Raw genomic sequence first — 24,398 nt, 5'->3', positions numbered from 1 at the left:
ATGGTCAATTCGGATGGCGACGCCAATAAGGCGCGAAGCAGGCCGCCGCGGTCAGCACGCCGAGCAGGCCCCAGTAGGCCAAATGCTGTCTCGTGAGGCCGAGGTCGTAGGCGTCCGCGGCCAGCTCGCCCGACACCGCCGCCAGATAGATCGCGGCCGTGATCGCCCAGCGCGGATCGCGGGCCAGATAGCCGCCCGCCGCGGCCAGGGCCAGTCCCGCGAACTCCAGCGCCATCCGGCTCAGGCTGATCGAGAACAGCGCGTCGTCGGCCATCCACTGCGGCCCCGCCCACGCGGCCAGGGGGACCACCGCCCACCACCACCATGACCGCGCGCGGACCTGGCCCGGCCTGGTGGCCAGCACCAGCAGCCCGACCAGCACGAGCGCGTAGAGCGCGGCGACCACGAGCGGGCCGTCGTGGGAGAACAGCGGCTGACCGGTGAGCAGGCTCGGATAGACGGGGATCAGGGTCAGATCGAGCACCTGCCAGCCGCCGGCGATCGCCACCGCCTTGACGCCGACGGCCAGGGTGAGCGGTAACCCCGCCAGGATCCAGCCACGCTGGACGGCCAGCAGCGCGAGCGCCGACATCGTGACCCACCAGGGGATGGTCCCCAGGTAGGGCAGCATGACGGCCAGGTTGGCGGCGGCCAGCGCGGTGACGCCCAGATGCAGGCCGCCGATCCACGGGCTGCCCGTCGCCTGGTGGATGACGCGGGAGCGGAGGCCGCCCGTGACGAGCCCCAGCGCCTCCCTGCCCTCGGGGACCCTCCTGTCCGGCTCCGCCGACTCCAGGAGCACGTCGAGGAGCTCGTCGCCGTGCGCGCGGCGGTAGGTCCGCGGATAGGCCAGCAGGAGGCGCCGGTAGCGCCGCTCGAGTGCGGTCACGCAGAGGCCTCGGCCGTCCGCAGGACCAGGGCCGCCGCCTCCCGCATGCGCCTGGCCTCGGCCGTCACCAGGGCCTGGCCCTCGTCGGTGATCCGGAAGTAGCGACGGGCGCGGCCGTTGACGGTCTCCTCGCGGTCCACGGTGATCACGCCGCGCTCGTGCAGGCGCTCCAGGATGCCGTAGAGGGTGCCGACCGAGGGCCGGACGCGGCCCCCGGAGAGCTCCTGGATCGACTTGCTGATCGCGTGTCCGTGCAGCGGACCGCCGAGCAGGGCGGTGAGCACGAAGTACATCGGCTCGCTGACTTCAGATGTTCCCCTGGGCATGGGGAAACGCTATTCCGTTCAACGGAGCATCCGCAACGAGCTAGGTCAGCGGCGCGGGCTTCTTCGGCTGGAAGAGCCAGGCGTCGAAGAGGGCGCCGAGATCCTTGCCCGACATCTTCTCGGCCAGCGCGATGAACTCGGCGGTCGTGCCGTTGCCGTAGCGGTGCTGGGACGTCCACTCCTTCAGCAGCTTGAAGAAGGTCTCGTCGCCGATCGTCTTGCGCAGCGCGTGCAGCGTCATCCCGCCGCGCGTGTAGACCGACTCGTTGAACAGGTCACGAGGCTGGGCGCGGCCGGGCGGGTACTTCCACATCGCGTTGCTCGAGGGCCGCTCGTAGAAGCTCTTGAAGATGGCGTCGGCGGTGTTGGTGCCCTTGTGCTCGGACCACAGCCACTCGGCGTAGGTGGCGAAGCCCTCGTTGAGCCAGAGCTCCTTCCACCGCTCGATGCTCACGCTGTCGCCGAACCACTGGTGCGCCAGCTCGTGCGCCATGATCGTCTCGTCCGGGGCGAACCCGCCGTAGATGGGCTTGGTCTGGTTCTCCAGGGCGTATCCGGCGGCGAAGTCGTCGACGATGCCGCCGGTGGAGGAGAACGGGTAAGGGCCGAAGACCTTGCTCCAGTAGTCGGTCACCGCGCCGGAGACCGTGTAGAGCTTGGACAGCGAGCTCTTGAACCTCGGGTCCACTGCCGCGACGATCGGGATGCCGCCCGGCGTCCTGCCCTGGCGCATGGAGAACTTGCCCATCGTGGCGGTGGCCAGGTAGGTCACCATCGGGTGCTTCTCGCGCCAGTAGAACGTGGTCTTGTCGCCCTCGGTGCCGGCCGGCCTGGTCATCTCGCCGTTGGCCAGCGCGGTCACGCCCTTCGGCACCGTGATCTCGAAGTCGAAGGTGGCCTTGTCGGCCGGGTGGTCGTTGGCGGGGAACCAGGTCTTGGCGCCGTCGGGCTGGCAGGCGACGAACGCGCCGTCGGCGGTCGGGACGAAGCCGAACGTGCCCAGGTTCTTCGGGTCCTTGATGGGCTTGGGCACCCCGGAGTAGGAGACCCGGACGGTGAAGCGGGCGCCGTCGGCCAGCGGAGTGCTGGGCACGACCGTCAGCTCGGAACCGCTGCGGGAGTAGGTGGCCTGGTTGCCGTCGACCAGGATGTCGCCGACCTCGAGGCCGGACAGGTCCAGGTTGAACGTGTCGAGGCGCTGGGTGGCGGTGGCCTGGATGGTGGCCACGCCGGTCAGCTGCTTGCTCGCCGGCTCGTACTCGATCTTGAGGCCGTAGTGGGCGACGTCGTAGCCGCCGTTGCCGTCTTTGGGGAAGTCCTTGTCGCCGATCCCCGGTGCCCCTGCGTCCTTGTGGCGCGGCGCCCCCACCGACGCCCCGCCCGACGCCCCTCCCGAGACTGTCGCCCCGGTGGACGGAGAGCAGGCGAGCACGCTTACTAGCGCGACCGCCAAGGTGGCCGCGTGCCGGTTCGACCCCACCGATTCCCCCTTTTGGTACGTGGCCAGCAGCCTACGCCAGGGGATTACGGGGTTTCACGCATCTACTACCAAAGTCTTGGCAGCCTTGTCGTGCAGCGCCTGCTTGCGCGGGTCGAACAGGATCCAGCCGTAGTTGAGCAGCTCGCCGATGCAGCAGATCCAGCCCAGCAGGACGCGGACGAACTCCCGCAGCGCGATCTGGCCGACGCCGGCCCTGGCGCCGCTCTCCTGCACGACCCGCATGCCGAACAGCTTCTTGCCGAGCGTCTGCCCGTTCCAGAACGCCTCGAGCAGCCAGAAGTAGAGGAAACCGATGATCGAGGTGATCAGCACGTGCTGCACGGGGATGCGGTCCCACACGCCTCGCGTCGAGTCCCACACCACCTTCCAGCCCGTGCCGAAGGGCGCGGAGACGATGCTCACGATGATGGCGTCGAGAATGCCGGCGAACAGTCGCCGCCAGCGGCCCGCCAGCTGCTTCGATGGTGGTGGTGATCCCATGAAGAGCTGATCACCACCACCATGTCATGACAAACTAAAGGTTGCCCCTGCGTTCCTGCTCACGCTCGATGGCCTCGAACAGCGCCTTGAAGTTGCCCTTGCCGAAGCCGAGCGAGCCGTGCCGCTCGATGAGCTCGAAGAACACGGTCGGCCTGTCCTGCACCGGCTTGGTGAAGATCTGCAGCAGGTAGCCGTCCTCGTCGCGGTCGACGAGGATCTTGCGCTTCTTCAGCTCCTCGATCGGCGCCCGCACCTTGCCGATCCGCGCCCGCAGCTCGGGGTCGTCGTAATAGGAGTCGGGCGTGTCGAGGAACTGCACGCCGGCCGCGCGCATGTGGTCGACCGTGGTCAGGATGTCGTTGGTGGCCAGCGCGATGTGCTGCACGCCCGGCCCGCCGTAGAACTCCAGGTACTCGTCGATCTGCGACTTCTTCTTGCTGATGGCCGGCTCGTTCAGCGGGAACTTGACCTTGCGGGTGCCGTCGGCCACCACCTTCGACATCAGCGCCGAGTACTCGGTGGCGATGTCGTCGCCGACGAACTCCGCCATGTTGGTGAAGCCCATCACGTGCTGGTAGAAGGCCACCCACTCGTCCATCTTGCCGAGCTCGACGTTGCCCACGCAGTGGTCGACGGCCTGGAAGTAGCGCTTGGCCGGTGGCTCGACCATCGGCTTGGCCGGCACGTACCCAGGCAGGTGGGCGCCGCTGTAGTTGGAGCGGTCGACCAGCGTGTGACGGGTCTCGCCGTAGGTGGCGATCGCCGCCAGCACCACCTTGCCGTGCTCGTCCTCCAGCGTGTACGGCTTGGCCAGTCCGGTGGCCCCCTGGGCGACCGCGTGCTCGTAGGCCGCCTCCACGTCCGGCACCTCGATGGCCAGGTCGATCACCCCGTCGCCGTGCTCGGCCACGTGCCTGGCCAGCTCGCCTCCCGGCCTGAGCGCCCCCCTGAACTCGAACGTGGCGCTGCCGGACTTGAGCACATAGGCCACTTCGTCCCTGCTGCCGTTCTCGGGACCGCGGTAGGCGACCAGCCTCATGCCGAACGCGGTCGAGTAGTAGTGGGCGGTCTGCTTGGCGTTCCCCACCGCGAAGACCACGGCGTCCATACCGTTCACCGGAAATACGTCGCTCATGGGGCTAACTCTCGATTTTGGTGGACGAGCTGCGCAAGGGTTACTTAAATCAGTGGACACTATGTCCATGACTGTCGATGAACTCGATGCCAAACTGCTCAGTCTGCTCACCTCCGAGCCGCGCCTGGGGGTGCTCGAGTGCTCGCGCCGCCTGGGCGTGGCCCGCGGCACGGTCCAGGCCAGGCTCGACCGCATGATCGCGCGCGGGGTGATCACCGGATTCGGGCCGGACGTGTCACCCGCCGCGCTGGGCTACGGCGTCACCGCGTTCGTCACGATGGAGATCAGGCAGGTCGCCGGGCACGATCCGGTGCTGCATGGGCTGGCCAGGATCCCCGAGGTTCTGGAGGTGCACACGATCACCGGCGGCAGCGACCTGCTGTGCCGGGTGGTGGCCCGCTCGAACCCCGATCTGCAGCGGGTCATCGACCGGATCGTCGCGGTTCAGGGGGTGTTGCGGACCTCCTCCATCATCGCTCTCGACAATCCGGTCCCATACCGAGTGTTGCCGTTGGTGGCGGATGTCCCGCGCCATCGCGCGGGCCGGCCGTAGTATCGCCGGAGGGAAGAGCACCGTTATCGATCGTTTACCCTGAACATTCGCCCAGGTGGTCGGGGTCGAGATCGGGGGTTGCGGGTGCGGAGCGGTGGGGAGAAGGGCATGCGGAAGCGGCGGATCCTCCGCTATCTGTTGATCACTGTAGGTGTCGGAATCCTCGCGCTGGTCGGCCTTTTCGCCGTCGCGTGGGCCATGACGCCGATCCCCGACAGCACGCAGAAGCAGGCCACCGCGCAGGGCTCCGTGATCTACTACCGCGACGGCAAGACGGTCCTGGCCCGCCAGGGCGTCGACCGGCGCAACGTCAAGCTCGCCGACGTGCCCAAGCACGTGAGCGACGCGGTGATAGCCGCCGAGAACCGCTCCTTCTATGACGACAGCGGCGTGTCGCTGAAGGGCACTGCGCGCGCCGTGTGGTCCACGGTCACCGGCCAGCAGCTGCAGGGCGGCTCCACGATCACCCAGCAACTGGTGCGCAACTACTACAGCGGCCTGAGCCAGGAACGCTCCGTGACCAGGAAGTTCAAGGAGATCCTGATCTCGATCAAGGTCGACCAGTCCAAGCCCAAGGACTGGGTGCTGGAGCAGTACCTCAACACGATCTACTTCGGCCGCGGCGCCAACGGCGTCCAGGCCGCCGCCCAGGCCTACTTCGGCAAGGACGTCGGCAAGCTCAGCATCTCCGAAGGCGCCTACCTGGCCGCGGTGATCCAGCAGCCCAGCCGCTTCGCCGCCCCGCAGGGCGCCGACCTGGAGGCCGTCAGGACCCGCTGGCAGTCGGTCATCCAGGCGATGGGCCAGACCGGCGCGCTCACCACGCAGCAGGTGGCCGAGCAGCAGTTCCCCACACTGAAGCCGCCGCGCAAGCCCTTCGAGCTCAAGGGCCAGCAGCAGTACATGCTCGACCAGGTCACCAAGGAGCTCAACCAGCGCGGCTACACCGACGAGGACATCAGCAGCGGCGGCCTGCGCGTCGTGACGACGTTCGACAAGAAGCTGATGGACGCCGCCGAGCGGGCGGTCAAGGACGTCCTGCCCGACCGGGTGCCCAAGAAGATCCGCACCGGTCTGGCCGCCGTCGACCCGTCCACCGGCGAGGTCGTCGCCTTCTACGGCGGCAACCCCGACCGTTCCAAGTACGACAACGCCTTCTCCTCCACCGCGCAGGCCGGCTCGACGTTCAAGGCGTACACGCTGGCCGCCGCGCTGGACCACGGCTTCGACCTGTCGACCAGGGTCGACGGCAACTCGCCGATGCACGTCGCCTCCGACCCGACCCACCCGATCAACAACGACAGCAACCGCTCCTACGGCCGCATCGACCTGGTGCGCGCCACGCAGAACTCGGTCAACACCGCCTTCGTCAACCTCGGCCAGCAGGTCGGGCTCGACAAGGTGGCCGCCACCGCCGAGGCCGCCGGGATCCCCAAGGCGCAGATCGCGCCGCACCAGAACGCGGCCTCCTTCCCGCTGGGCGTGGCCTCGGTGAGCGCGGTGCAGAACGCCTCGGGCTTCTCCTCCTTCGCCAACCAGGGCGTCCACATGGAGGCCCACGTGGTCAAGTCGGTCACCGACGGCGAGGGCGCCAAGAGCGTGGTCAAGCCGCGGTCCACCCGGGTGATCAGCGAGCAGGCCGCCGCCGACGCCACCTTCGCGCTGCAGCAGGTCGTCAAGTACGGCACCGGCACCGCCGCCAGGCTCTACGACCGGCCTGTCGCCGGCAAGACCGGCACGACCGACAACAACGTCAGCGTCTGGTTCAACGGCTTCACCCCGCAACTGGCCGTGGCCGTCGACATGTTCCGCGACGACCACAAACCGGTCACCATCCCCGGGTACGGCGTGCAGTTCGGCGGCCAGCTGCCGGCGCAGGTTTGGCGGGCGTTCATGACCGAGGCGATGAACGGCAAGCCCGTCGTCGACTTCCCCGAGCCCTCGAACTACGGCTTGGGCTACAACGACTACAACAGCAACCCCGACCCCAGCACCCAGGACCCCAACCAGCAGGACAAGCGCTACACCGACCCGAACGCGGGCACCCCGTTCACCGAGCAGAGCCCGCCGGCGATCAACGACCCGAACAGCACCCGCGGGCCGAACGACAACACGGGCCCGCCGGAGCAGAACGGCCCGCCGACCGACGGACCGACGGGCGGCCCAGACGGCAACGCGCCGCCCACGATCCAGGCCTCACCCGGCGGCTAGCTCGGCCCGCAGCTCCTCGGGGGTGGTGACCGGCAGCCGGCAGGCGAAGTTCCTGCACACGTAGGCCGCCGGGGTGCCGTCCACGAGCCCGCGCCCCTCCAACAGCGGCACGCGAGACTGCTCGCCCGTCCCGAGCGCCACCACGAGCCCGGGGACGTCGGCCAGCAGCGCCTGCCGGTGCAGCTCTCGCGTGCGCGGGTCGTCGTGCGGTCCCACGATCGCCACCTCGACGGGTCCGGACAGCGCCGCCTGGGCCACGGCCAGCCCCCAGCCGGCGAACCTGGCGTGCCCCCTGGCCAGCACCGACACGGTGCCCAGCGCCGCGTACGCCGCCTCCCTGTGCCTTGTGGAGCCGGTCAGCGCCGCGTACGACAGCAGCGCGCCGGCCGCCGCGAACTGCCCCGACGGCGTGGCGTTGTCGGTGGGGTCCTGCGGCCGCTGGAACAGCTGCTCGGCGTCGTCCGCGGTGTCGTAGAAGCCGCCGGTGCCGTCGGTGAACCGCTCGAGCACGTCCGCCAGCAGCCGCTCGGCCAGCAGGAACCAGCGCTCGTCGCCGGTCACGCCGTACAGCGAGAGCAGGCCCTCGGCCAGGTCGGCGTGGTCCTCCAGCACCCCGGCGTTCGAGCCCGCCCGGCCGTCGCGGGAGGTGCGCAGCAGCCGCCCGTCCGCGATATGGACCCGCTCCAGGAGCATGGCCGCCGCCGTGGCGGCCTCCACCAGGTCGGGCCGGTCGAACACCACCCCGGTCTCGGCCAGCGCGGCGATGGCCAGGCCGTTCCACGCGGCGACCACCTTGTCGTCGCGGCCCGGCCGTACGCGCTGCTCGCGCGCGGCCAGCAGGCGCTCGCGGACGCTCTCGTAGCGTTCGACGTCCTGCGGGTCGGCCAGGAGCTGCAGCACCGAGGTCCCGTGCTCGAAGGTGCCCGTCACCTCGAACAGCTCGGCGGCCCAGGGGCCGTCCTCCGGTCCCAGGACCTCGGTCAGCTGCTCCGGCGTCCAGACGTAGAAGCGGCCCTCCTCGCCCTCGCTGTCGGCGTCCAGCGCAGAGGCGAAGCCGCCTTCAGGGGTGCGCATCTCGCGCAGCAGCCAGTCGGCGGTCTCCAGGGCGATCCTGCGCGCCAGGTCCGATCCGCTCGCCTTCCACCAGTGCGTGTAGACGCGCAGCAGCAGCGCGTTGTCGTAGAGCATCTTCTCGAAGTGCGGCACCACCCATCCGGCGTCCACGCTGTAGCGGGCGAAGCCGCCGCCGAGCTGGTCGTACAGGCCGCCCCGCGCCATCGCCGCCAGCGTCGCACCGCTCATGGCACGCTCGCTGTGTTCCATGGTCGCGCCCGCTTCGGCCTCCGTTGGCTCGTTCCTCGCTCTCTCCGGCCGAGCTCCTGCGCTCCGGTATCTCAGCAAGAACTCCAGCACCATCGACGGCGGGAACTTGGGAGCGCCGCCGAAGCCGCCCCGCCGCGCGTCGAAGCTCTCGCGCAGATTGCGTACGGCCAGCGCCGCGGTCTCCGCGGTGGGCAGCGGCCCGGACGGGAGCGCGGTGTTCTGGTTGAGCGCCTGCACGACCTTGGAGCCCTGGGCGAGCACGGTGTCCCTGTCGCTCGTCCAGGCCTGGTGGACGCCGAGCAGCAGCCGCTGGAAGGTGTCGCGCGGGAAGTAGGTGCCGCAGTAGAACGGGTGGCCGTCGGGCGTGGCGAACACCGTCATCGGCCAGCCGCCGCTCTGCGTCATCGCCTGGGTGGCGTTCATGTAGACGGCGTCGACGTCCGGCCGCTCCTCCCTGTCGACCTTGACGTTGACGAAGCGCTCGTTCATCAGCGTCGCGGTCGCGGGATCCTCGAAGCTCTCGTGCGCCATGACGTGGCACCAGTGGCAGGCCGAGTAGCCCACGCTGATCAGCAGCGGGACGTCGCGCCTGCGAGCCTCGGCGAACGCCTCCTCACCCCACGGGTGCCAGTCGACCGGGTTGGTCGCGTGCTGCAGCAGGTACGGGCTGGTGGCGTCCTTCAAGCGGTTCATCAAATCACCCTAGACGGCGTAGGTTACAGAGCGTGGACCTGGACTTCGTGTGCACGCACGCAGGGCGGCCCGCTACGGCCCTGACGCGCAGGGACGTGGCGCGGGCGCTGCTGGCCGTGCCCTCGGGGGTGGCCCTGGTGGCCATGCCCGACCTGCGGCGGGCGCTGGTCGCCGCGGGCAATCCGCTGTCCCTGGTGTTCTGGGATTCGGCCAGGGCCACTCTCAGCTCGATCGAGGCGGGTGTGGCCACGGTCGGTGATGTGCAGCGCTGGGTCGAGTCGACCGGCAGCGAGCCGATTCTGATGACGCCAAGCTACTTCATCTGGCCAGAGGAGGACGAGCGCGGGCCCGTCGCCGAGGAGATGTTCGCGCTGCTCGTGGCCTATCTGGAGGAGCGGATCGAGACGGGCCTCATCGACCCGGACGCGCTGGCCCAGGGCGACCCGCAGGCCAGGCGGGCCTACGAGGAGCTGCAAGAGACCTGGCTGAGCACCGCGCTGCCCGACGGCCGGGTTCCCGGCTTCGCCGTCAGCGACGAGCAGGACGAGGAGCTGTTCGCCGCCTGGGACGAGGAGGAGGCCTACGCGCTGGCCGAGCTGCGGCGCATACTCGGCGAGCTGCCCAAGCAGCCCGAGCTGCCCGTCGCCGAGCTGGACCGGGCCGCGACCCGGCTGCGCGAATTGCTCGTGCTGCCCGGCTACCCGGCCAACGTGCTGCGGGCCTGCGCGGGCTTCGCCGACCGGCCCGTGCCCGACGACGACCAGGAGTTGTGGCTGTCGGTGGCGGCCGGCATCGCCGGTCCCGTGTCCGACCTGTCGGAGGACGGCGACACGCTGGAGATCTTCACCGATCTGGAGAGCGAGCTCAGCCACGAGGACACCGTGCTGGCCAACCTGTGCGCGATCCAGCACGCTGACTGGCTGGCAGCGGTGGCCGCCCTGGTCAGGCTCGGTCCTGGCGTGCTGGCCTCGCCCGAGCGCATCGCCCGGCTCATCGCCGAGTCGGAGGACATCGACTTCGACGTCGACATGGACGACGAGCTGGACGACCTGGAGAGCACCGAGAGCATGTTCGCCTCGGTGGTGACCCTGTGGGGTTATCTGGGCATCGTCGACGCCGACGACGTGCTCACGCCGCTGGGCTGGTGGGGGCTGCCCAAAGCGCTGGAGCGCGCCTGGTCACCCGCTGACTGAGTCGTCGACCAGCCCGGAAAACTCGGGGTGGCGCTCGATGTACTCCTTGACGTACGGGCACAGCGGCACCACTCGCAGGCCCGTGTCGCGGCTGGTCTCCAGCGCGGTCTTGACGAGCCGGCTGGCCATGCCCTTGCCCTCGTAGTCGGGCAGCACCTCGGTGTGGGTGAAAACGATCTTCGTGGGCAGCAGCCGGTAGTCGGCGAACCCGGCGACCTTGCCGTCCACGTGGACCTCGAAACGGCTCTCACCCGAGTTGTCGACCACTTCTACGGACATCTATTCGGCCTTCTTGTCGTCGATGTCGGCCTCGTGCGGAACCTTGATCTTACCCATCTGCTTGTTCATGGACTTGATCAGGAACCACAGGGCGATGCCGATCACAGCGACGACGGTGAAGCCGAGCAGTCCCGGACTCACATCACCAGCAGCTAGAACGCTCACCCCATCAGTGTATGGTTCGCTGCGTCGGTCGATGCACCGGCTGTTTTGCTGTGCTTTTGTACGGCCCAGCCGCCGCCACAGGCCGCCCGCCGCACTCCGGCTCAGGACCCGCGACCGGCGCTTCCGGCGAGTCGGTGACACTTCCTCGCCGTCACGGCGCACCCAACCCGCCTGGAGCGGACAAGGCGTGACCCCCCAGGCCGGTCTCGGGCGCCGTACGGGAGGGTTAATTGCAGGCAGGAGTGACGTCGTCGGCGTGGATCCCGGCAAAAAGATCATCTTCCGGCAGGGAGGTGTCGACGAGCGTGCGGGCCAGGTGGTAGTCCTCGGTGGGCCAGATCTCCTGCTGGACCTCGCGCGGGCAGGAGAAGAACCAGCCGTCGGGGTCGATCTGCGTGGCGTGCGCCAGCAGCGCCCTGTCGCGGATCTCGAAGTACTCGGCGCACGGCACCTTGGTGGTGACCGGCCACTTCTGCGGGCGGTCCTCCCAGCGGGAGATCCAGTCGGCGTACGGCGAGCCCATGCCGCGCGCCGTCATCGCCTCGTGCAGCGCCTCGAAGCGCGCCCGGTGGAAGCCCATCTGGTAGTAGAGCTTGAGCGGCTGCCAGGGCTCGCCCGTGCCGGGGTAGCGGTCGGGGTCGCCGGCGGCCTCGAACGCCTCGATCGAGACGCGGTTGGTCATGATGTGGTCGGGGTGCGGGTAGCCGCCGTCGTCGTCATAGGTGATGATCACGTGCGGGCGGAACTCGCGCACGGCCGCCACCAGGGGAGCCGAGGCGTCCTCCAGCTTCTGCAACGCGAAGCAGCCCTCAGGCAGCTCCTCGTCCTCGCTCTCCGGCAGGCCGGAGTCGACGAAACCGAGGAAACGCTGCTGCACGCCCAGGATCTCGCGTGCCTTGTCCATCTCGGCCTTGCGGATCTCGGCGATGTTGGCCACGACCTCGGGCCTGTCCATCTTCGGGTTCAAGACGGAGCCGCGTTCGCCACCCGTCAGCGTGCACACCAGCACGTCGACGCCTTCGCGCACGTAGCGCGCCATGGTGGCGGCACCCTTGCTCGACTCGTCGTCGGGGTGGGCGTGGACGGCCATCAGCCTCAGCGGTGCACTCACGGGCTCGATGTCTCCTCAGTCGGACCTATCACTTAGTTTTAGCTCGCGCGCGAGGGCCCAGTTCGTGAGCGGGGCCCGCACGAGCGACAATTGTCTCGGATAACGCCGAGGAAGTGCAGGGAGATTCCGCCATGGCCACGAGAGATGTCGGGAACGGGCCCGTTCTCGGCACCCCCGACGACTTCCCCGACCGTCCACGGCGCAGTGGGCGGCTCGTGGTGCACCTGGTGATCGGTGTGCTCGTCGCCATCGTGGCGGGCGGCTGGGGCTACGTGATGTGGTCGATGACGGGCAGCAGTACCGGGGTGAGCAACCAGATCATTTCCTTCGATGTGAATCGGGCCGATCAGGTTGAGATCACCTTTGAGGTGGACAAGCCGGAGGAGCGTACGGCGGTGTGCCGGATCCGGGCGACGGACGTCGACCACGCGGAAGTGGGCACCAAGGAAGTAAGAATTCCGCCAGGTGAGGGTACTAAGACGCTCAAGGAACGCCTCGACACGAGTGCCCAGGCGACTTCCGTCCACATCCAGTACTGCAATCTCGTATAGTGAGACATTTGGGGAAGCGTTCGACCGGTTAACTTGTTAGCCTTTCGCAATTCGACAGGACGTGACCCCAAGTGATCCCAGGGCCCCCTAGGCAAGCAAGGAGAACCCGTGGCCGACTCTCGCGATGAGAACGTCACCTGGCTGACGCAGGAGGCGTACGACCGCCTGAAGGCGGAGTACGAGTATCTCTCCGGCCCAGGGCGCGTCGACATCGCCAAGAAGATCGAGGCCGCCCGTGAGGAGGGCGACCTCAAAGAGAACGGCGGCTACCACGCGGCCAAGGACGAGCAGGGCAAGATGGAGGCCCGGATCTTCCACCTCCGGCAGATCCTCGACAACGCCCAGGTGGGGGAGGCTCCGAAGACCGAGGGCGTCGTCGGTCCGGGGATGACCGTGACCATCCGGTTCGTCGGTGATGACGACGAGGTGACCTTCCTGCTCGCCTCGCGTGAGGAGAGCGGCGCCCCGATCGACGTGTACTCGCCCAAGTCCCCGCTGGGCGCGGCGATCAACGGCAAGAAGATCGGCGAGAAGGCGACCTACTCCATGCCGAACGGCCGTCAGAACACCGTCGAGATTCTCGAGGCAGTGCCCTATATCGGCAACTGATCTTCGTAAGAACGACCCGCCGGGCCCTGGAGGGTCCGGCGGCTCTTTCGCGATCTCCCAGGATCTGGCCTTCCTAGTGAAGTCGAGGAAGCGGCGCGACCCGCGACGGCTGGTGCCGTTCATCGTGATCACGCTGGTCGTGGTGCTCACCACGGACCTGTTACTCCTGCTGCAACCCGAGATCCCGCAGGTGTCCCGCCCCTTACACCCCCGGCCCGCTCCGACGCAGAGCCTGGTGGCCGAGAGCAAACACAACGAGCCGGTGTCACCGCTCGGGCAGTTGCACAAGCCCAATCTGTTCGTGGTCACCCGCAAGCCGTTCACCACGCCGCTGCTGCGCAAGGTGGCCAAGCTGCGCGGCGTGCGGGCGCTGGAGCTCGCCGACGCAGCCTCGATCATGCTGGACCGTAAGCGGGTGCAGACCCTGGCCGTCAATCCCTCGAGCTTTCGCGCCTACACCCCGCGGGTGACCGCCGCCTCGGACGCGCTGTGGGCCAACGTGGCCGCCGGCGACGTGGCCGTGTCGTTCGTGCTGGGCAATGATGGCGGGCTGGCCCTGCACAGCCGGGTCTCGGCGCCCGTCGGGCAGTTGCGCATCGGCGCCTACGCCACGACCGGGTTCGGCGCCATCGACGCCGTGGTGTCCAAGCAGACCGGGCGCACCCTGGGCCTGCCGCGCGACAACGCGCTCATCATCAGCGCCCCCGACGCCGACTCCCTGCGGCTGCGCAACGCGCTGCGCAAGGTGCTGCCGAAGGGCTCCCAGGTCGCGCTGGTCAACCCGGTTCTCCCCGCGCCGCAGACCAGGACGCAGAACTGGCCGACCGGCACGCTGATGTCGGCCGGGCAGCTGACCGCGGCGCTCCAAGCGGCCGTGTCCAAGCTGGGCCGGCCGTACGTGTGGGGCGCCGAGGGCCCCGAGACCTTCGACTGCTCGGGCCTGGTCCAGTGGGCCTACGGTCGAGCCGGGGTCCGCATGCCGCGGGTCACCGACCAGCAGTGGCTGACCGGGCCGCAGGTGCCGCTCTCCCAGGCGCAGCCTGGCGACCTGCTGTTCTGGCGGTGGGACCCCACCAACCCCGACTACATCTCCCACGTGTCGATCTACTGGGGCGACGGCAAGATGCTGCACGCCCCGCACACCGGAGACGTGGTGAAGTTCGCGCCGATCCCGACGCGGGGTCTGGCGGGCGTGGTCCGGGTGAGCCCGGTCGCCGCCGCGCGGGTGCGTTAGTACTTCCCTCCGGGCAAGACCCTCCTATCTGTCCGTTCCCTGTCGCCGGCAACGATGTAATGTTGATTACATGGAAAGCGAAGAAGCAACAGAGCAAGTGCGGGGCTGGTTCACCGGCCGCCTGCCCGAGGGCTGGTTCACCGGGGCGCCGCAGATCATCAGAGACCGCGAGGAGATCGCCGTCATCGGCACGCTGTCCGAGCCCCAGTCCGAGGGGTCGGAGGCCGAGCGTGCTGCCCTGGTCGAGGGCCTGGTCAGGCGGTTCAGGGAGGAGACGCGCGAGCGTCGCGTCGAGATCGCCAAGGAGGCCGAGCGCCGCTTCCGCCAGAAGGTGTCGTGGGGCGTCGAGTGCGGCGGCGAGACAGTGATGTTCACCACGCTGTCGGTGCCCGTGATGACCCGGTTGCGGCAGTCCGAGCGTCAGGTGCTCGACACGCTCGTGGCCGCCGGCGTGGCCAGGAGCCGCAGCGACGCGCTCGCCTGGTGCGTGCGCCTGGTCGGCAAGCACACCGACACGTGGCTCGGCGAACTGCGCGACGCGCTGCAGCACGTGGATCGCGTGCGTTCCGCAGGTCCGGACGTGAATTCATAAACCCGATTGGTGTAAACCACTGAAGAAATTGGTTTAGACCATGGGGACGATTCTTTAAATCGCCGCTCCATGGGTAGGCTCCACCAATCATCAGGCCCACAGCCTGCGACGACAGGTCTATGCCAATTGGCTTTCCGGCGTCGTCGTCGTTAATGATGTTTGGGCCCGCGAAAGAGTGGAGGAGCCACAGCCGTGTCCGTTTCCGTGGAAGTTCCCGCGCCGACGGCCAATGCCGATTTGGTCGCCTGGGTGCGTGAGATCGCCGCCCTGACCCAGCCCGACAGGATCGAGTGGTGCGACGGCTCGGAGGAGGAGTGGACGCGCCTGACGAACCTGCTCGTGGAGCAGGGCACGTTCGCCCGTCTGGCCAAGCGGCCCAACAGCTTCTACGCCAAGTCCGACCCGAGCGACGTCGCCAGGGTAGAGGACCGCACGTACATCTGCTCCGAGCGTGAGCAGGACGCAGGGCCGACGAACAACTGGATCGCTCCAGACGAGATGCGCGCCACCTTCGGCGAGCTGTTCAGCGGCTGCATGCGCGGCCGCACGATGTACGTCGTCCCGTTCTGCATGGGCCCGCTGGGCGGGGATATCTCCCAGCTCGGCGTCGAGATCACCGACTCGCCCTACGTGGTGGTGTCGATGAAGATCATGACGCGCATGGGCGCGAAGGCGCTGGCCGAGATCGAGAAGAGGGGCGAGTTCGTCAAGGCCGTCCACTCCGTCGGCGCGCCGCTGCAGCCGGGGCAGCAGGACGTCGCCTGGCCGTGCAGCGACACCAAGTACATCAGCCACTTCCCCGAGACCCGCGAGATCTGGTCCTACGGCTCGGGCTACGGCGGCAACGCGCTGCTCGGCAAGAAGTGCTACGCCCTGCGCATCGCCAGCGTGATGGCCCGCGACGAGGGCTGGATGGCCGAGCACATGCTCATCCTCAAGCTCACGCCGCCCTCCGGCGAGGTGCGCTACATCGCCGCCGCCTTCCCCAGCGCCTGCGGCAAGACCAACCTGGCCATGCTGCAGCCCACGATCCCCGGCTGGAAGGTCGAGACGGTCGGTGACGACATCGCCTGGATGCGCTTCGGCGCCGACGGGCAGCTGTACGCCATCAACCCGGAGGCCGGCTTCTTCGGCGTCGCCCCCGGCACCGGCGAGGTCACCAACGCCAATGCGATCAAGACGCTGTGGGGCAACAGCATCTTCACCAACGTCGCCCTCACCGACGACGGCGACGTGTGGTGGGAGGGGCTCACCGACACCCCGCCCGCCCACCTGACCGACTGGAAGGGGCGTTCCTGGACGCCCGGATCCGCAGAGCCCGCAGCTCACCCCAACGCCCGCTTCACCACCCCTGCCGGGCAGTGCCCGACCATCGCTCCCGAATGGCAGGACCCCAAGGGCGTGCCCATCTCGGCGATCCTGTTCGGCGGCCGCCGCGCCACCGCGGTGCCGCTGGTCACCGAGTCGCTGAGCTGGCAGCACGGCGTCTTCCTCGGAGCCAACGTCGCCTCCGAGAAGACCGCCGCGGCTGAGGGCAAGGTGGGTGAGCTGCGTTACGACCCGTTCGCCATGCTGCCGTTCTGCGGCTACAACATGGGCGACTACTTCGGCCACTGGCTGGAGATCGGGCGCCGCCAGGGCGCGCGGCTGCCGCGCATCTTCTACGTCAACTGGTTCCGCAAGAACGCCGAAGGCCGCTTCATCTGGCCCGGCTTCGGCGAGAACAGCCGCGTGCTCAAGTGGATCGTCGAGCGGCTCAACGGTACGGCTGCCGCCGTCCAGACGCCCATCGGGCTGCTGCCCGAGTCGCTCGACACCGACGGGCTCGAGCTCGCCGAGGAGGACCTGCACACGCTGCTCAGCGTCGACACCGAGGTGTGGCGCGAGGAGGCGGCGCTGATCCCGGCGCACTTCGAGAAGTTCGGCAGCCACCTGCCCAAGGAGCTGTGGGAGGAGTACAACGCCCTCCAGGACCGGCTCGCCTAGGGAACTCCCGCGGCCCGGCGCGCGTGGTCGACACCGCTGCCGGGCCGCTCGCCGTTTCACGCCTCCCGGAGGAACTGCTGCCTCCGGGAGGCTCGCGGACCCGCCGTACTGAATGATGAAATATCCGGGTGCGGGTCTTGAATATGGCGGAATGGGCAATCGGCGCGCGGGACGAGGCGCTGCACCAGCCGGACAGCGATCGGCTCTGGAATGAGTCGTATTATTTCGACTTCACGACATCAGATGGATCCTTAGCCGGATACATCCGGCTGGGGATTTACCCGAACTGGAACAGGGCCTGGTACTGGGCCTGCCTGGTCGGACGGAATCGCCCGACGGTGCTGCTCGTGGACAACGCGGCGCCGCTGCCGAGTGCGGATCTGGAAATATCCGGCACGGAGTACACGGCGACCATGGGCGTGGAGAAACCACTCGAAACCGCCCGCGTGACCCTGCGCGCCCAGGATCTCGAGCTGGATCTCAGGTGGCAGACGGTGGGCGGGGTCTACGGCTACTCGCTGACGCCCCGCTACGAGATCCCGTGCCTGGTGAGCGGCACGGTCAACGGCAGGCCGTTCGAGGGGCACGGCGAGCGCGACCACAGCTGGGGCATGCGCGACTGGTGGTCGGTCTCCTGGACCTGGAGCAGCGGACGGCTGGGGGACGGCACGTTCGTGCACGGCATGCAGGCCAACGTCGGCCTGCCGCTGCCCTGGCCGGCCTTCACGGTCACGCCGGGAGGGGCGCTCGAGCACGCCGGCGGGTTCGCCATCGCCGGCGACTTCGAGGGCGACCAGCCGGTGGAGGCGCGGCTGGAGTTTCCGCGGATGACCACGATCGTGACGCCGATCGCGTTCGCGCCCGTGACGCTGACCTCGCCCGAGGGCGTGAAGGCCGAGTTCTCGCGCGCCCTGTGCCGCTTCACCGCGCAGGACGGGCGCGGCGGCTACGGCTGGACGGAGTGGCACCAGCCGCCGGGCTGGCGCGAGCACGGCTGGCACCCCTTGCTCTGATACATCTAGACATCCTAGGTTTGCTGGGTGATTGTCGACGCGCACCAGCACTTCTGGGACCTGGAGCAGGGCTCCTACCCGTGGCTGACGCCCGAGGCGGGCATCCTCTACCGCACCTACGCGCCCGAGGACCTGGCGCCCGAGCTCGCGGCCGCGGGTGTGACCGGCACGATCCTGGTACAGGCGGCCAACTCCACCGCCGACACCGACCTGATGCTTGCCCAGGCCGACGCCCACGACTTCGTCCGCGGCGTGGTCGGCTGGGTCCCGCTGACCGATCCGGCGCAGGCCTCGGACGCAATCACGAAATATCGGAAACATCCGAAGTTTGTCGGCGTCCGTCACCTCATCCACGACGAGCCGGATCCCGACTGGGTGGTGCGGCCCGCGGTCCTGGAGTCGCTGGGCCTGCTGGCCGAGGCCGGCCTGCCCTTCGACGTGGTGTCGCTGCTGCCCCGCCACCTGGAGCACGTGGTCACGCTGGCCGAACGCCACCCCACGCTGAAGCTGGTCATCGACCACCTGTCCAAGCCGCGCATCAAGGACGGCGAGCTCGAGCCCTGGGCCACCCTGCTGCGCAGGGCCGCGGCCTGCCCGAACGTCTACGCCAAGGTGTCGGGCCTGGTCACCGAGGCCGACCACGAGCGCTGGACCGTGGCCGACCTGCGGCCCTACGTCGAGCATGCGGTCGAGGTGTTCTGCCCGGAACGGCTGATGTTCGGCAGCGACTGGCCGGTGGCCCTGCAGGCGGCCGACTACCAGACCGTGCTCCGCACGGCCCGCGAACTGCTGGGCGACGCCGACGAGGTCTTCACCAGGACCGCCGCCCGTTTCTACGGGGTTTAGCGGGCTTTGGGGCGGAAATCTCTCCCAGGTGGGGGGACTACGCTGTGTGGATGGCTCTTACCTGACCGTTACGCCGATACCGTGCACCGACAGCGTCGGCATGCCGTACGAGATCACGCTCGAGCTGCGTCGCGACGGCACGCCGTACGGGATTGTCGGGGAGCGGTGCGGCTGGTTCCTGGCGCGGCTGGCACGCGGCGTGGACGAGGCCCGCGAGGGCCGGGGCGAGTCGCGGCTGTGGCCCGACCCCGACGACCGCTTCCCTGACGAGGAGCCTGACAGCGAGCTTTTCTCCTTCCGCTACCGCACGAGATCGGGCGCGATCGGCGGGGGAGAGCTGCGCTGCCAGCTCAGGACGATTCCCGTCTGGGTTCCTGGGCAGGAGAATCTCGGCGAGTGGCGCGTCACGCGCAGAGCCTTCGTGGAAGCGTGGGGCGCTGGCGGGGTCGGCATGCGTGCCGTGCTGACCTCGTCCGAGCTGGCCGCATTCGTCCGTGGCCTGGTCACCGAAGCGGAGGGCTGCCTGGGTGGCAGGAACCTGGCCAGGAATCCCGTTGAGGGGGCAGGCAGGGGCGAAAGGCGGTGATAATGACCTGTTGGGTCATCCGTCTGGGGAGGGACACTCCGTGGGCCTGCGCGATCTGGTCTACCGGCTGTACGAGCACCGGCTGGAGGCCAAGCTGTCCAGGGACAGCGTCCCCCGGCACGTCGGGGTCATCATCGACGGCAACCGCCGGTGGGCTCGGGCCATGGGCATGCGAGACGTCGCGAGCGGCCACCGTAAGGGGGCCGACAAGATCTCCGAGCTGCTCGGCTGGTGTCGCGAGACGGGGGTGGAGGTCGTCACCGTCTGGATGCTGTCAAGTGACAACCTCAACCGGCCCAAGGACGAGCTGGAGCCGCTGCTGCGCATCATCGAGGACGTGACGCAGGAGCTGGTGGAGGAGGGGTGGCGGATCAGCCCCGTCGGCGCGCTTGACCTCCTGCCCGACAGGACGGCGAATGTCCTGAAAAATGCAAAAGAAGTGACATCACACCGTCCCGGCCTGATTGTGAACGTTGCAGTTGGGTATGGAGGAAGACGTGAGATTGCCGATGCGGTGCGCTCACTCCTCCAGGAGCACGCCAGCAAGGGGGCGAGCATCGAGGACCTCGTGGAGGTTCTGGATGTGGAGCACATCGCGGAGCATCTCTACACTCGCGGCCAGCCAGACCCCGACCTGCTCATCCGCACCAGCGGTGAGCAGCGGCTTTCCGGCTTCATGCTCTGGCAGAGCGCTCATTCCGAGTTCTACTTCCACGAGGCATACTGGCCGGATTTCCGCAGGGTCGACTTCTTGCGGGCACTGCGCGACTACGCCGCGAGACACCGGCGTTACGGCTCCTGATTGTGGGTATTCAGGACGTAGCGTTGGAAGCGACCGGTCACAGGCCGGACGCTTCGGAGAGGGCCCGCCTTTGCACACTCACCTGCCGAGGAGGGCCGGATCCGGCCTCCTCGTAGGCACGGGCCCGGTCCGATTCCCACCTCGTCTGCAGGGCGCCGATCCCCATGGGCGCCCGGGGGAGAACGTGTGGCAGTGTCCTCGAGCAACCCGACCAGCCCCGCCAAGCGCACCTATGTGCTGGACACCTCGGTTCTGCTAGCCGACCCGGCGGCGATGACCAGGTTCGCCGAGCACGAGGTCGTGCTCCCGATCGTGGTGATCACGGAGTTGGAGGGTAAGCGGCACCATCCTGAACTCGGTTACTTCGCCCGCAAGGCCTTGCGCTACTTGGACGACCTGCGGGTCCAGTACGGCCGGCTGGACGAGCCGATGCCGACGGGGGATGGCACGATCAGGGTCGAGCTCAACCACAGCGACCCGTCCATCTTGCCCGCCGGATTCCGTTTGGGCGACAACGACACCCGCATCCTGACCGTGGCCCGTTCGCTGGCCGCCGAGGGTTGCGACGTGGTGCTGGTGTCCAAGGACCTGCCCATGCGGGTCAAGGCGGCCTCGATCGGCCTGTCGGCCGAGGAGTACCGTGCCGAGCTGGTGGTCGAGTCGGGCTGGACGGGCATGTCCGAGGTCCAGGTCACCACCGACGACGTGGAGACGCTCTTCGAGCACGGCACCGCCGACCTGGACGAGGCCAGGGACCTGCCGGCGCACACCGGCCTGCGGCTGCTGTCCAACAAGGGCTCCGCGCTGGGCAGGGTGCTGCCGGACAAGTCGGTGAAGCTGGTGCGCGGCGACCGCGAGGTGTTCGGCCTGCACGGCCGCTCCGCCGAGCAGCGCATCGCGCTCGAGCTGCTGATGGACCCGGAGATCGGCATCGTGTCGCTGGGCGGCAGGGCCGGCACCGGCAAGTCCGCGCTGGCTCTGTGCGCTGGCCTGGAGGCCGTCCTGGAGCGCCGCCAGCACCGCAAGGTGATCGTCTTCCGCCCGCTGTACGCGGTCGGCGGGCAGGAGCTCGGCTACCTGCCCGGCTCCGAGGGCGAGAAGATGGGCCCGTGGGCGCAGGCCGTCTACGACACGCTCGGCGCCGTCACCTCGCCCGAGGTGATCGAGGAGGTGCTGGAACGCGGCATGCTGGAGGTCCTCCCGCTCACCCACATCCGCGGCCGGTCGCTGCACGACGCGTTCGTGGTCGTGGACGAGGCGCAGTCGCTGGAGCGCGGCGTCCTGCTCACGGTGCTGAGCCGGATCGGCGCCAACTCCCGCGTGGTGCTCACCCACGACATCGCTCAGCGCGACAACCTGCGGGTCGGGCGGCACGACGGCGTGGTCGCGGTGGTGGAGAAGCTCAAGGGCCACCCGCTGTTCGCGCACGTGACGCTGACCCGGTCGGAGCGCTCGCCGATCGCGGCGCTGGTGACCGAAATGCTGGAGGACATCAACCTGTAGCGGGCTTGAGGTCCGCGCACGTGAACCGCCCTTCCGACCTGGAGGGGCGGTTTTCGTACTGGTGGATGACACGCACCTGCTCGAAGGCGGCGTCCTGCTGCGCCGTACAGACGATCTGCGCCTTGGCCAGGCGGGTCAGACTGCCGTCGCCCTTGACGTAGACCGTCAGCGTCGAGGTCCTGGGCAGCTGGATCTCGTCGCGCTGGATGGGGTTCAGCGAGTCCTCGATGCCTTCCAGGGTGAAGCCGCGCAGCGCGGTGTCGAGGTCGCCCAGCGAGGCGGTGGAGGCGTCGAACAGCGCGGTGAGCAGGCTGCCGACCGTGTCGGAGTCGACGTCGGCCGGCTGCAGGATGAGCTTGCCGTCCTTGAGCAGGAAGATCGTCTTGGTGGGCGGCGGGATCTCGATCGTGGGCGGCCTGCCGCGATCCGTCACGTCTGTGGGCGTGATGCCGCATCCCGCCACCAGGAGCAGCAGTACGGCAGCCAGCATCCGTCGGGCGTTCATTGGTGCGGAAGCCAGACCGTGAAGAGCGTCCCGGGATCCTGCGGGCGCACCGAGATGGTGCCGCCGTGCAGGTGCACGTTGGCCCGCACGATGGACAGCCCGAGCCCGCTGCCCTGGCTGCGGCCGCGCGCGCCCGCCTTGAAGAAGCGGTCGAACACGTGCGGCAGCGCCTCGGGCGGGATCCCCTGCCCGTGGTCGCGCACCTTCACCTCCAGCCCGTTCTCGGTACCTCTGGCGCCGATCAGGACAGGGGGCAGCCCGTGCTTGAGCGCGTTGCCCACCAGGTTGGCCACGATCACGTCGAACCGCCTCGGGTCGAGGTTGACGGTCAGGCTCTGCGAGGCGTTGACCCGCACCCCGTCGTTCCAGCCGCGCATCTCCAGGCAGTCCTGGATGGCGTCGGCCACGTTGACGGGCTCCACGTTGAGCGTGGCCGTGCCGGCGTCGAAGCGGCTGACCTCGATGAGGTGCTCGACCAGCTCGCGCAGCCGCGCCACCTCGTTGAGCATCAGCCTGACCGCCTCGGCAGGAGCCTTGGGCAGGTGGTTGGCCTCCTCGTAGAGCATGTCGGCCACCGCGGTCATCGCGGTCAGCGGCGTACGCAGCTCGTGGGAGACGTCGGCCACGAACCTGCGTGACATGGCCTCGAGCGCGCGCAGCTCGGACACGCTCAACTCCAGCGCCGCCGCCGCGTCGTTGAAACGGGCCGTCAGCTCGGCCAGCTCGTCCTGCCCGTGCACGGGCAGGCGGGTGTCCAGCCGTCCCTGCCCGAGCGCCTGCGCGGCCGCGCTGAGCCGGCGCACCGGCAGCAGCACCCGCCTGGCCGACACCAGCGCGACCACCAACGCGATCAGTAAGATCGACACGCTGCCCTGGACGAGCTTGCCACGCAGCGCGTCGAGCTGGCGCTCCTCGTCGCGCAGCGGGAAGAAGACGAACGCGCGCAGCCCGGTGGCCTCCGCCGCTGCCGTCCCCTCCTTGCGGAAGACGGGGGTGCCGACGATGAGCCAGAGCTCACCCTTGATCACTTTGCGCTGGGTGACCACTCCGCTCCTGGCCCGGCCGGACAGCTCGTTGGGGATGTCGGTCATCGACAGCGGGCCGTTGGCGTAGGTCAGGTTGCCGTACTCGATGAAGACGCTGCGGTTGGGGCCGTCGAGCACCCGGCCGATCGCGCTCAGCTCGCGGGTGGTGGGCGCCGCCTCACCCTGGCGCAACCGTCCGACGGGGAAGGTGATCCTGCCCAGCTCCCTGGTCACCAGGTCGGTCGAGCTGTTCTCAGCCCGGGTCACCAGCGCGGTCTTGGCCAGCTCGAACCCGATCGTGGCCACGATGACGGAGGCGGCCACGGCGACCAGCGTGAAGGTGAAGACCAGGCGTGCCCGCAGCCCGGAAGGCAGCCGGCTCACGGAGGGCTGAACCGGTAGCCGAAGCCCCGAACCGTGTGGATGAACACCGGCTCGGCCGGCTTGGGCTCGATCTTCGCGCGTACCCGCTGCACGCAGGCGTCCACCAGCCGGGAGTCGGCCACGTGCGTGTGGTCCCACACGACCCGCAGCAGGTAGCGCCGGTTGAGCACCTGGCCGGGGTGGCGCACCAGCTCAAGCAGCAGCCGCAGCTCGGTCGGGGTCAGATGGATCTCCTTGTTGGCCAGCGTGACCTTCAAGGCGCCCCGGTCGATCATCAGGTCGCCGAAGGAGATCCGGTCGGAGGCCGCCGACTCGGCCCTGCGCAGGATGGCACGGATGCGGGCGTCCAGCACGCGCGGCTCGACGGGCTTGACCACGTAGTCGTCGGCGCCCGCCTCCAGGCCCACGACCACGTCCAGGTCGTCGCCGCGTGCGGTGAGCAGGATGACGGGCAGCTGGTCCAGGCGGCGGATCCGGCGGCACACCTCCACGCCGTCGATGCCTGGCAGCATGACGTCCAGGATCGCGATCTCGGGGCGGCGGGAGCGGATGTGGTCCAGGGCCTCCTCGCCGGTGGCATAGGACGTGACAGAGTGCCCCTGCCGGGTCAACGCCAGCTCGAGAGCCGTGCGGACCGAGAGGTCGTCTTCAACTAGGAGGATGCCAGCCACGGGCACATTATTCTTCCATGATGTGCGTATCCGAGTTCTGTCATAGAACTGTGACATGTCGCGCACGAGATCCCAAAGAACCACGGGCAGTCTGAAATCGGTCCTCCCTTCGGCGGGGGCGCGAAGGGCGGGCCTGCAACAGTGTGACCAAAGTCACACTGTTTGCTGATCACCCCTCCAACCTGGCTCTTAGTCAAAGGGGCGGCAACCGATTATCCCGTATCGGTTGCGG

Annotated in this window: 25 protein-coding genes; 13 read left to right on the top strand and 12 right to left on the bottom strand. The window is 68.6% G+C overall.

From position 1 onward, the window contains the following. Window positions 1–4: 4 nt before the first annotated feature. Genes ACIBHX_RS22135 through hppD form a run of 5 tightly spaced genes read right to left on the bottom strand, consistent with a single transcriptional unit; the run spans window position 5 to window position 4,331 of the window. Window positions 5–889 (bottom strand): hypothetical protein, encoded by an 885-nt coding sequence (locus ACIBHX_RS22135; RefSeq protein ID WP_397069049.1) that lies wholly within the window; start codon window positions 887–889, stop codon window positions 5–7. Beyond that, a complete protein-coding gene (locus ACIBHX_RS22130) occupies window positions 886–1,215 on the bottom strand; it encodes a PadR family transcriptional regulator (RefSeq protein ID WP_397069048.1) in 330 nt (109 codons plus the stop codon). Before ACIBHX_RS22130 ends, ACIBHX_RS22135 begins: the two co-directional genes overlap by 4 nt. A gap of 40 nt (window positions 1,216–1,255) precedes the next feature. Beyond that, the gene (locus tag ACIBHX_RS22125; protein ID WP_397069047.1) at window positions 1,256–2,695 is read right to left on the bottom strand and encodes a M1 family metallopeptidase; all 1,440 of its coding nucleotides are present in this window, start codon (window positions 2,693–2,695) and stop codon (window positions 1,256–1,258) included. 54 nt (window positions 2,696–2,749) lie between these two features. Beyond that, entirely contained in the window at window positions 2,750–3,196 is a 447-nt protein-coding gene (locus tag ACIBHX_RS22120; RefSeq protein WP_397069046.1) for an RDD family protein, read from the bottom strand. 34 nt (window positions 3,197–3,230) lie between these two features. Then, the gene (gene hppD / locus ACIBHX_RS22115; protein ID WP_397069044.1) at window positions 3,231–4,331 is read right to left on the bottom strand and encodes a 4-hydroxyphenylpyruvate dioxygenase; all 1,101 of its coding nucleotides are present in this window, start codon (window positions 4,329–4,331) and stop codon (window positions 3,231–3,233) included. Between the two features lie 67 nt (window positions 4,332–4,398). Between hppD and ACIBHX_RS22110 the strand changes: the two genes are divergently transcribed. Both ACIBHX_RS22110 and ACIBHX_RS22105 read left to right on the top strand, forming a co-directional pair. Further along, window positions 4,399–4,884 carry an Lrp/AsnC family transcriptional regulator gene (locus ACIBHX_RS22110; protein ID WP_397069043.1) on the top strand — a complete coding sequence of 162 codons (486 nt, stop codon included), beginning with the start codon at window positions 4,399–4,401 and terminating at the stop codon, window positions 4,882–4,884. Window positions 4,885–4,992: 108 nt separating this feature from the next. Next, a complete protein-coding gene (locus ACIBHX_RS22105) occupies window positions 4,993–7,095 on the top strand; it encodes a transglycosylase domain-containing protein (protein WP_397069042.1) in 2,103 nt (700 codons plus the stop codon). Here the strand turns inward: ACIBHX_RS22105 and ACIBHX_RS22100 are convergent. Next, a complete protein-coding gene (locus ACIBHX_RS22100; RefSeq protein ID WP_397069041.1) occupies window positions 7,081–9,111 on the bottom strand; it encodes a thioredoxin domain-containing protein in 2,031 nt (676 codons plus the stop codon). The genes ACIBHX_RS22105 and ACIBHX_RS22100 overlap by 15 nt on opposite strands. Before the next feature lie 32 nt (window positions 9,112–9,143). Between ACIBHX_RS22100 and ACIBHX_RS22095 the strand changes: the two genes are divergently transcribed. Further along, entirely contained in the window at window positions 9,144–10,304 is a 1,161-nt protein-coding gene (locus tag ACIBHX_RS22095) for a hypothetical protein (protein ID WP_397069040.1), read from the top strand. Here the strand turns inward: ACIBHX_RS22095 and ACIBHX_RS22090 are convergent. The 3 genes from ACIBHX_RS22090 to mca form a co-directional block, all read right to left on the bottom strand. Continuing rightward, a complete protein-coding gene (locus ACIBHX_RS22090; protein WP_397069039.1) occupies window positions 10,290–10,583 on the bottom strand; it encodes a GNAT family N-acetyltransferase in 294 nt (97 codons plus the stop codon). The genes ACIBHX_RS22095 and ACIBHX_RS22090 overlap by 15 nt on opposite strands. Further along, on the bottom strand, window positions 10,584–10,748 hold the full coding sequence (locus ACIBHX_RS22085) for a hypothetical protein (protein WP_397069038.1): 165 nt from the start codon (window positions 10,746–10,748) through the stop codon (window positions 10,584–10,586). A 226-nt stretch (window positions 10,749–10,974) separates the two neighbouring features. Continuing rightward, a complete protein-coding gene (gene mca / locus ACIBHX_RS22080) occupies window positions 10,975–11,859 on the bottom strand; it encodes a mycothiol conjugate amidase Mca (RefSeq protein ID WP_397069037.1) in 885 nt (294 codons plus the stop codon). 227 nt (window positions 11,860–12,086) lie between these two features. On the opposite strand from mca, the gene ACIBHX_RS22075 reads away from it, so the two are divergent. The 10 genes from ACIBHX_RS22075 to ACIBHX_RS22030 all read left to right on the top strand — a co-directional run bounded on the left by ACIBHX_RS22075 (window position 12,087) and on the right by ACIBHX_RS22030 (window position 21,581). Continuing rightward, window positions 12,087–12,410 carry a DUF4307 domain-containing protein gene (locus tag ACIBHX_RS22075; RefSeq protein WP_397069036.1) on the top strand — a complete coding sequence of 108 codons (324 nt, stop codon included), beginning with the start codon at window positions 12,087–12,089 and terminating at the stop codon, window positions 12,408–12,410. A 108-nt stretch (window positions 12,411–12,518) separates the two neighbouring features. Further along, the gene (gene greA, locus ACIBHX_RS22070; protein WP_397069035.1) at window positions 12,519–13,019 is read left to right on the top strand and encodes a transcription elongation factor GreA; all 501 of its coding nucleotides are present in this window, start codon (window positions 12,519–12,521) and stop codon (window positions 13,017–13,019) included. Window positions 13,020–13,095: 76 nt separating this feature from the next. Then, window positions 13,096–14,253: a C40 family peptidase gene (locus ACIBHX_RS22065; protein WP_397069034.1), complete on the top strand. Its 1,158-nt coding sequence runs from the start codon at window positions 13,096–13,098 to the stop codon at window positions 14,251–14,253. A 70-nt stretch (window positions 14,254–14,323) separates the two neighbouring features. Continuing rightward, complete coding sequence (locus ACIBHX_RS22060) at window positions 14,324–14,845, top strand: hypothetical protein (protein WP_397069033.1); 522 nt, start codon at window positions 14,324–14,326, stop codon at window positions 14,843–14,845. Between the two features lie 192 nt (window positions 14,846–15,037). After that, the gene (locus tag ACIBHX_RS22055) at window positions 15,038–16,831 is read left to right on the top strand and encodes a phosphoenolpyruvate carboxykinase (GTP) (RefSeq protein ID WP_397069032.1); all 1,794 of its coding nucleotides are present in this window, start codon (window positions 15,038–15,040) and stop codon (window positions 16,829–16,831) included. A 143-nt stretch (window positions 16,832–16,974) separates the two neighbouring features. Continuing rightward, window positions 16,975–17,844 (top strand): hypothetical protein, encoded by an 870-nt coding sequence (locus tag ACIBHX_RS22050; RefSeq protein ID WP_397069031.1) that lies wholly within the window; start codon window positions 16,975–16,977, stop codon window positions 17,842–17,844. A 27-nt stretch (window positions 17,845–17,871) separates the two neighbouring features. After that, window positions 17,872–18,690 (top strand): amidohydrolase family protein, encoded by an 819-nt coding sequence (locus tag ACIBHX_RS22045; RefSeq protein ID WP_397069030.1) that lies wholly within the window; start codon window positions 17,872–17,874, stop codon window positions 18,688–18,690. A gap of 100 nt (window positions 18,691–18,790) precedes the next feature. Next, a complete protein-coding gene (locus tag ACIBHX_RS22040; protein WP_397069029.1) occupies window positions 18,791–19,276 on the top strand; it encodes a hypothetical protein in 486 nt (161 codons plus the stop codon). Window positions 19,277–19,316: 40 nt separating this feature from the next. Next, complete coding sequence (locus ACIBHX_RS22035) at window positions 19,317–20,078, top strand: isoprenyl transferase (protein WP_397069028.1); 762 nt, start codon at window positions 19,317–19,319, stop codon at window positions 20,076–20,078. A 186-nt stretch (window positions 20,079–20,264) separates the two neighbouring features. After that, window positions 20,265–21,581: a PhoH family protein gene (locus ACIBHX_RS22030; protein ID WP_397069026.1), complete on the top strand. Its 1,317-nt coding sequence runs from the start codon at window positions 20,265–20,267 to the stop codon at window positions 21,579–21,581. On the opposite strand, the gene ACIBHX_RS22025 is transcribed toward ACIBHX_RS22030, so the two are convergent. The 3 genes from ACIBHX_RS22025 to ACIBHX_RS22015 are packed head-to-tail and all read right to left on the bottom strand — an operon-like array spanning window position 21,571 to window position 24,166. After that, window positions 21,571–22,086 carry a hypothetical protein gene (locus ACIBHX_RS22025; protein ID WP_397069025.1) on the bottom strand — a complete coding sequence of 172 codons (516 nt, stop codon included), beginning with the start codon at window positions 22,084–22,086 and terminating at the stop codon, window positions 21,571–21,573. The genes ACIBHX_RS22030 and ACIBHX_RS22025 overlap by 11 nt on opposite strands. Continuing rightward, window positions 22,083–23,495, bottom strand: a complete 1,413-nt coding sequence (locus tag ACIBHX_RS22020; RefSeq protein WP_397069024.1) for an ATP-binding protein — start codon at window positions 23,493–23,495, stop codon at window positions 22,083–22,085. The genes ACIBHX_RS22025 and ACIBHX_RS22020 overlap by 4 nt, the downstream gene beginning before the upstream one ends. Next, window positions 23,492–24,166, bottom strand: a complete 675-nt coding sequence (locus ACIBHX_RS22015) for a response regulator transcription factor (RefSeq protein ID WP_214325822.1) — start codon at window positions 24,164–24,166, stop codon at window positions 23,492–23,494. The genes ACIBHX_RS22020 and ACIBHX_RS22015 overlap by 4 nt, the downstream gene beginning before the upstream one ends. Between the last annotated feature and the right edge of the window lie 232 nt (window positions 24,167–24,398).

The organism is Nonomuraea sp. NPDC050536, assembly GCF_044457685.1.
Lineage (GTDB): Bacteria > Actinomycetota > Actinomycetes > Streptosporangiales > Streptosporangiaceae > Nonomuraea.
Note: the sequence above shows the minus strand (reverse complement) of the source record. Positions and strands in the feature narration are given on the sequence as shown.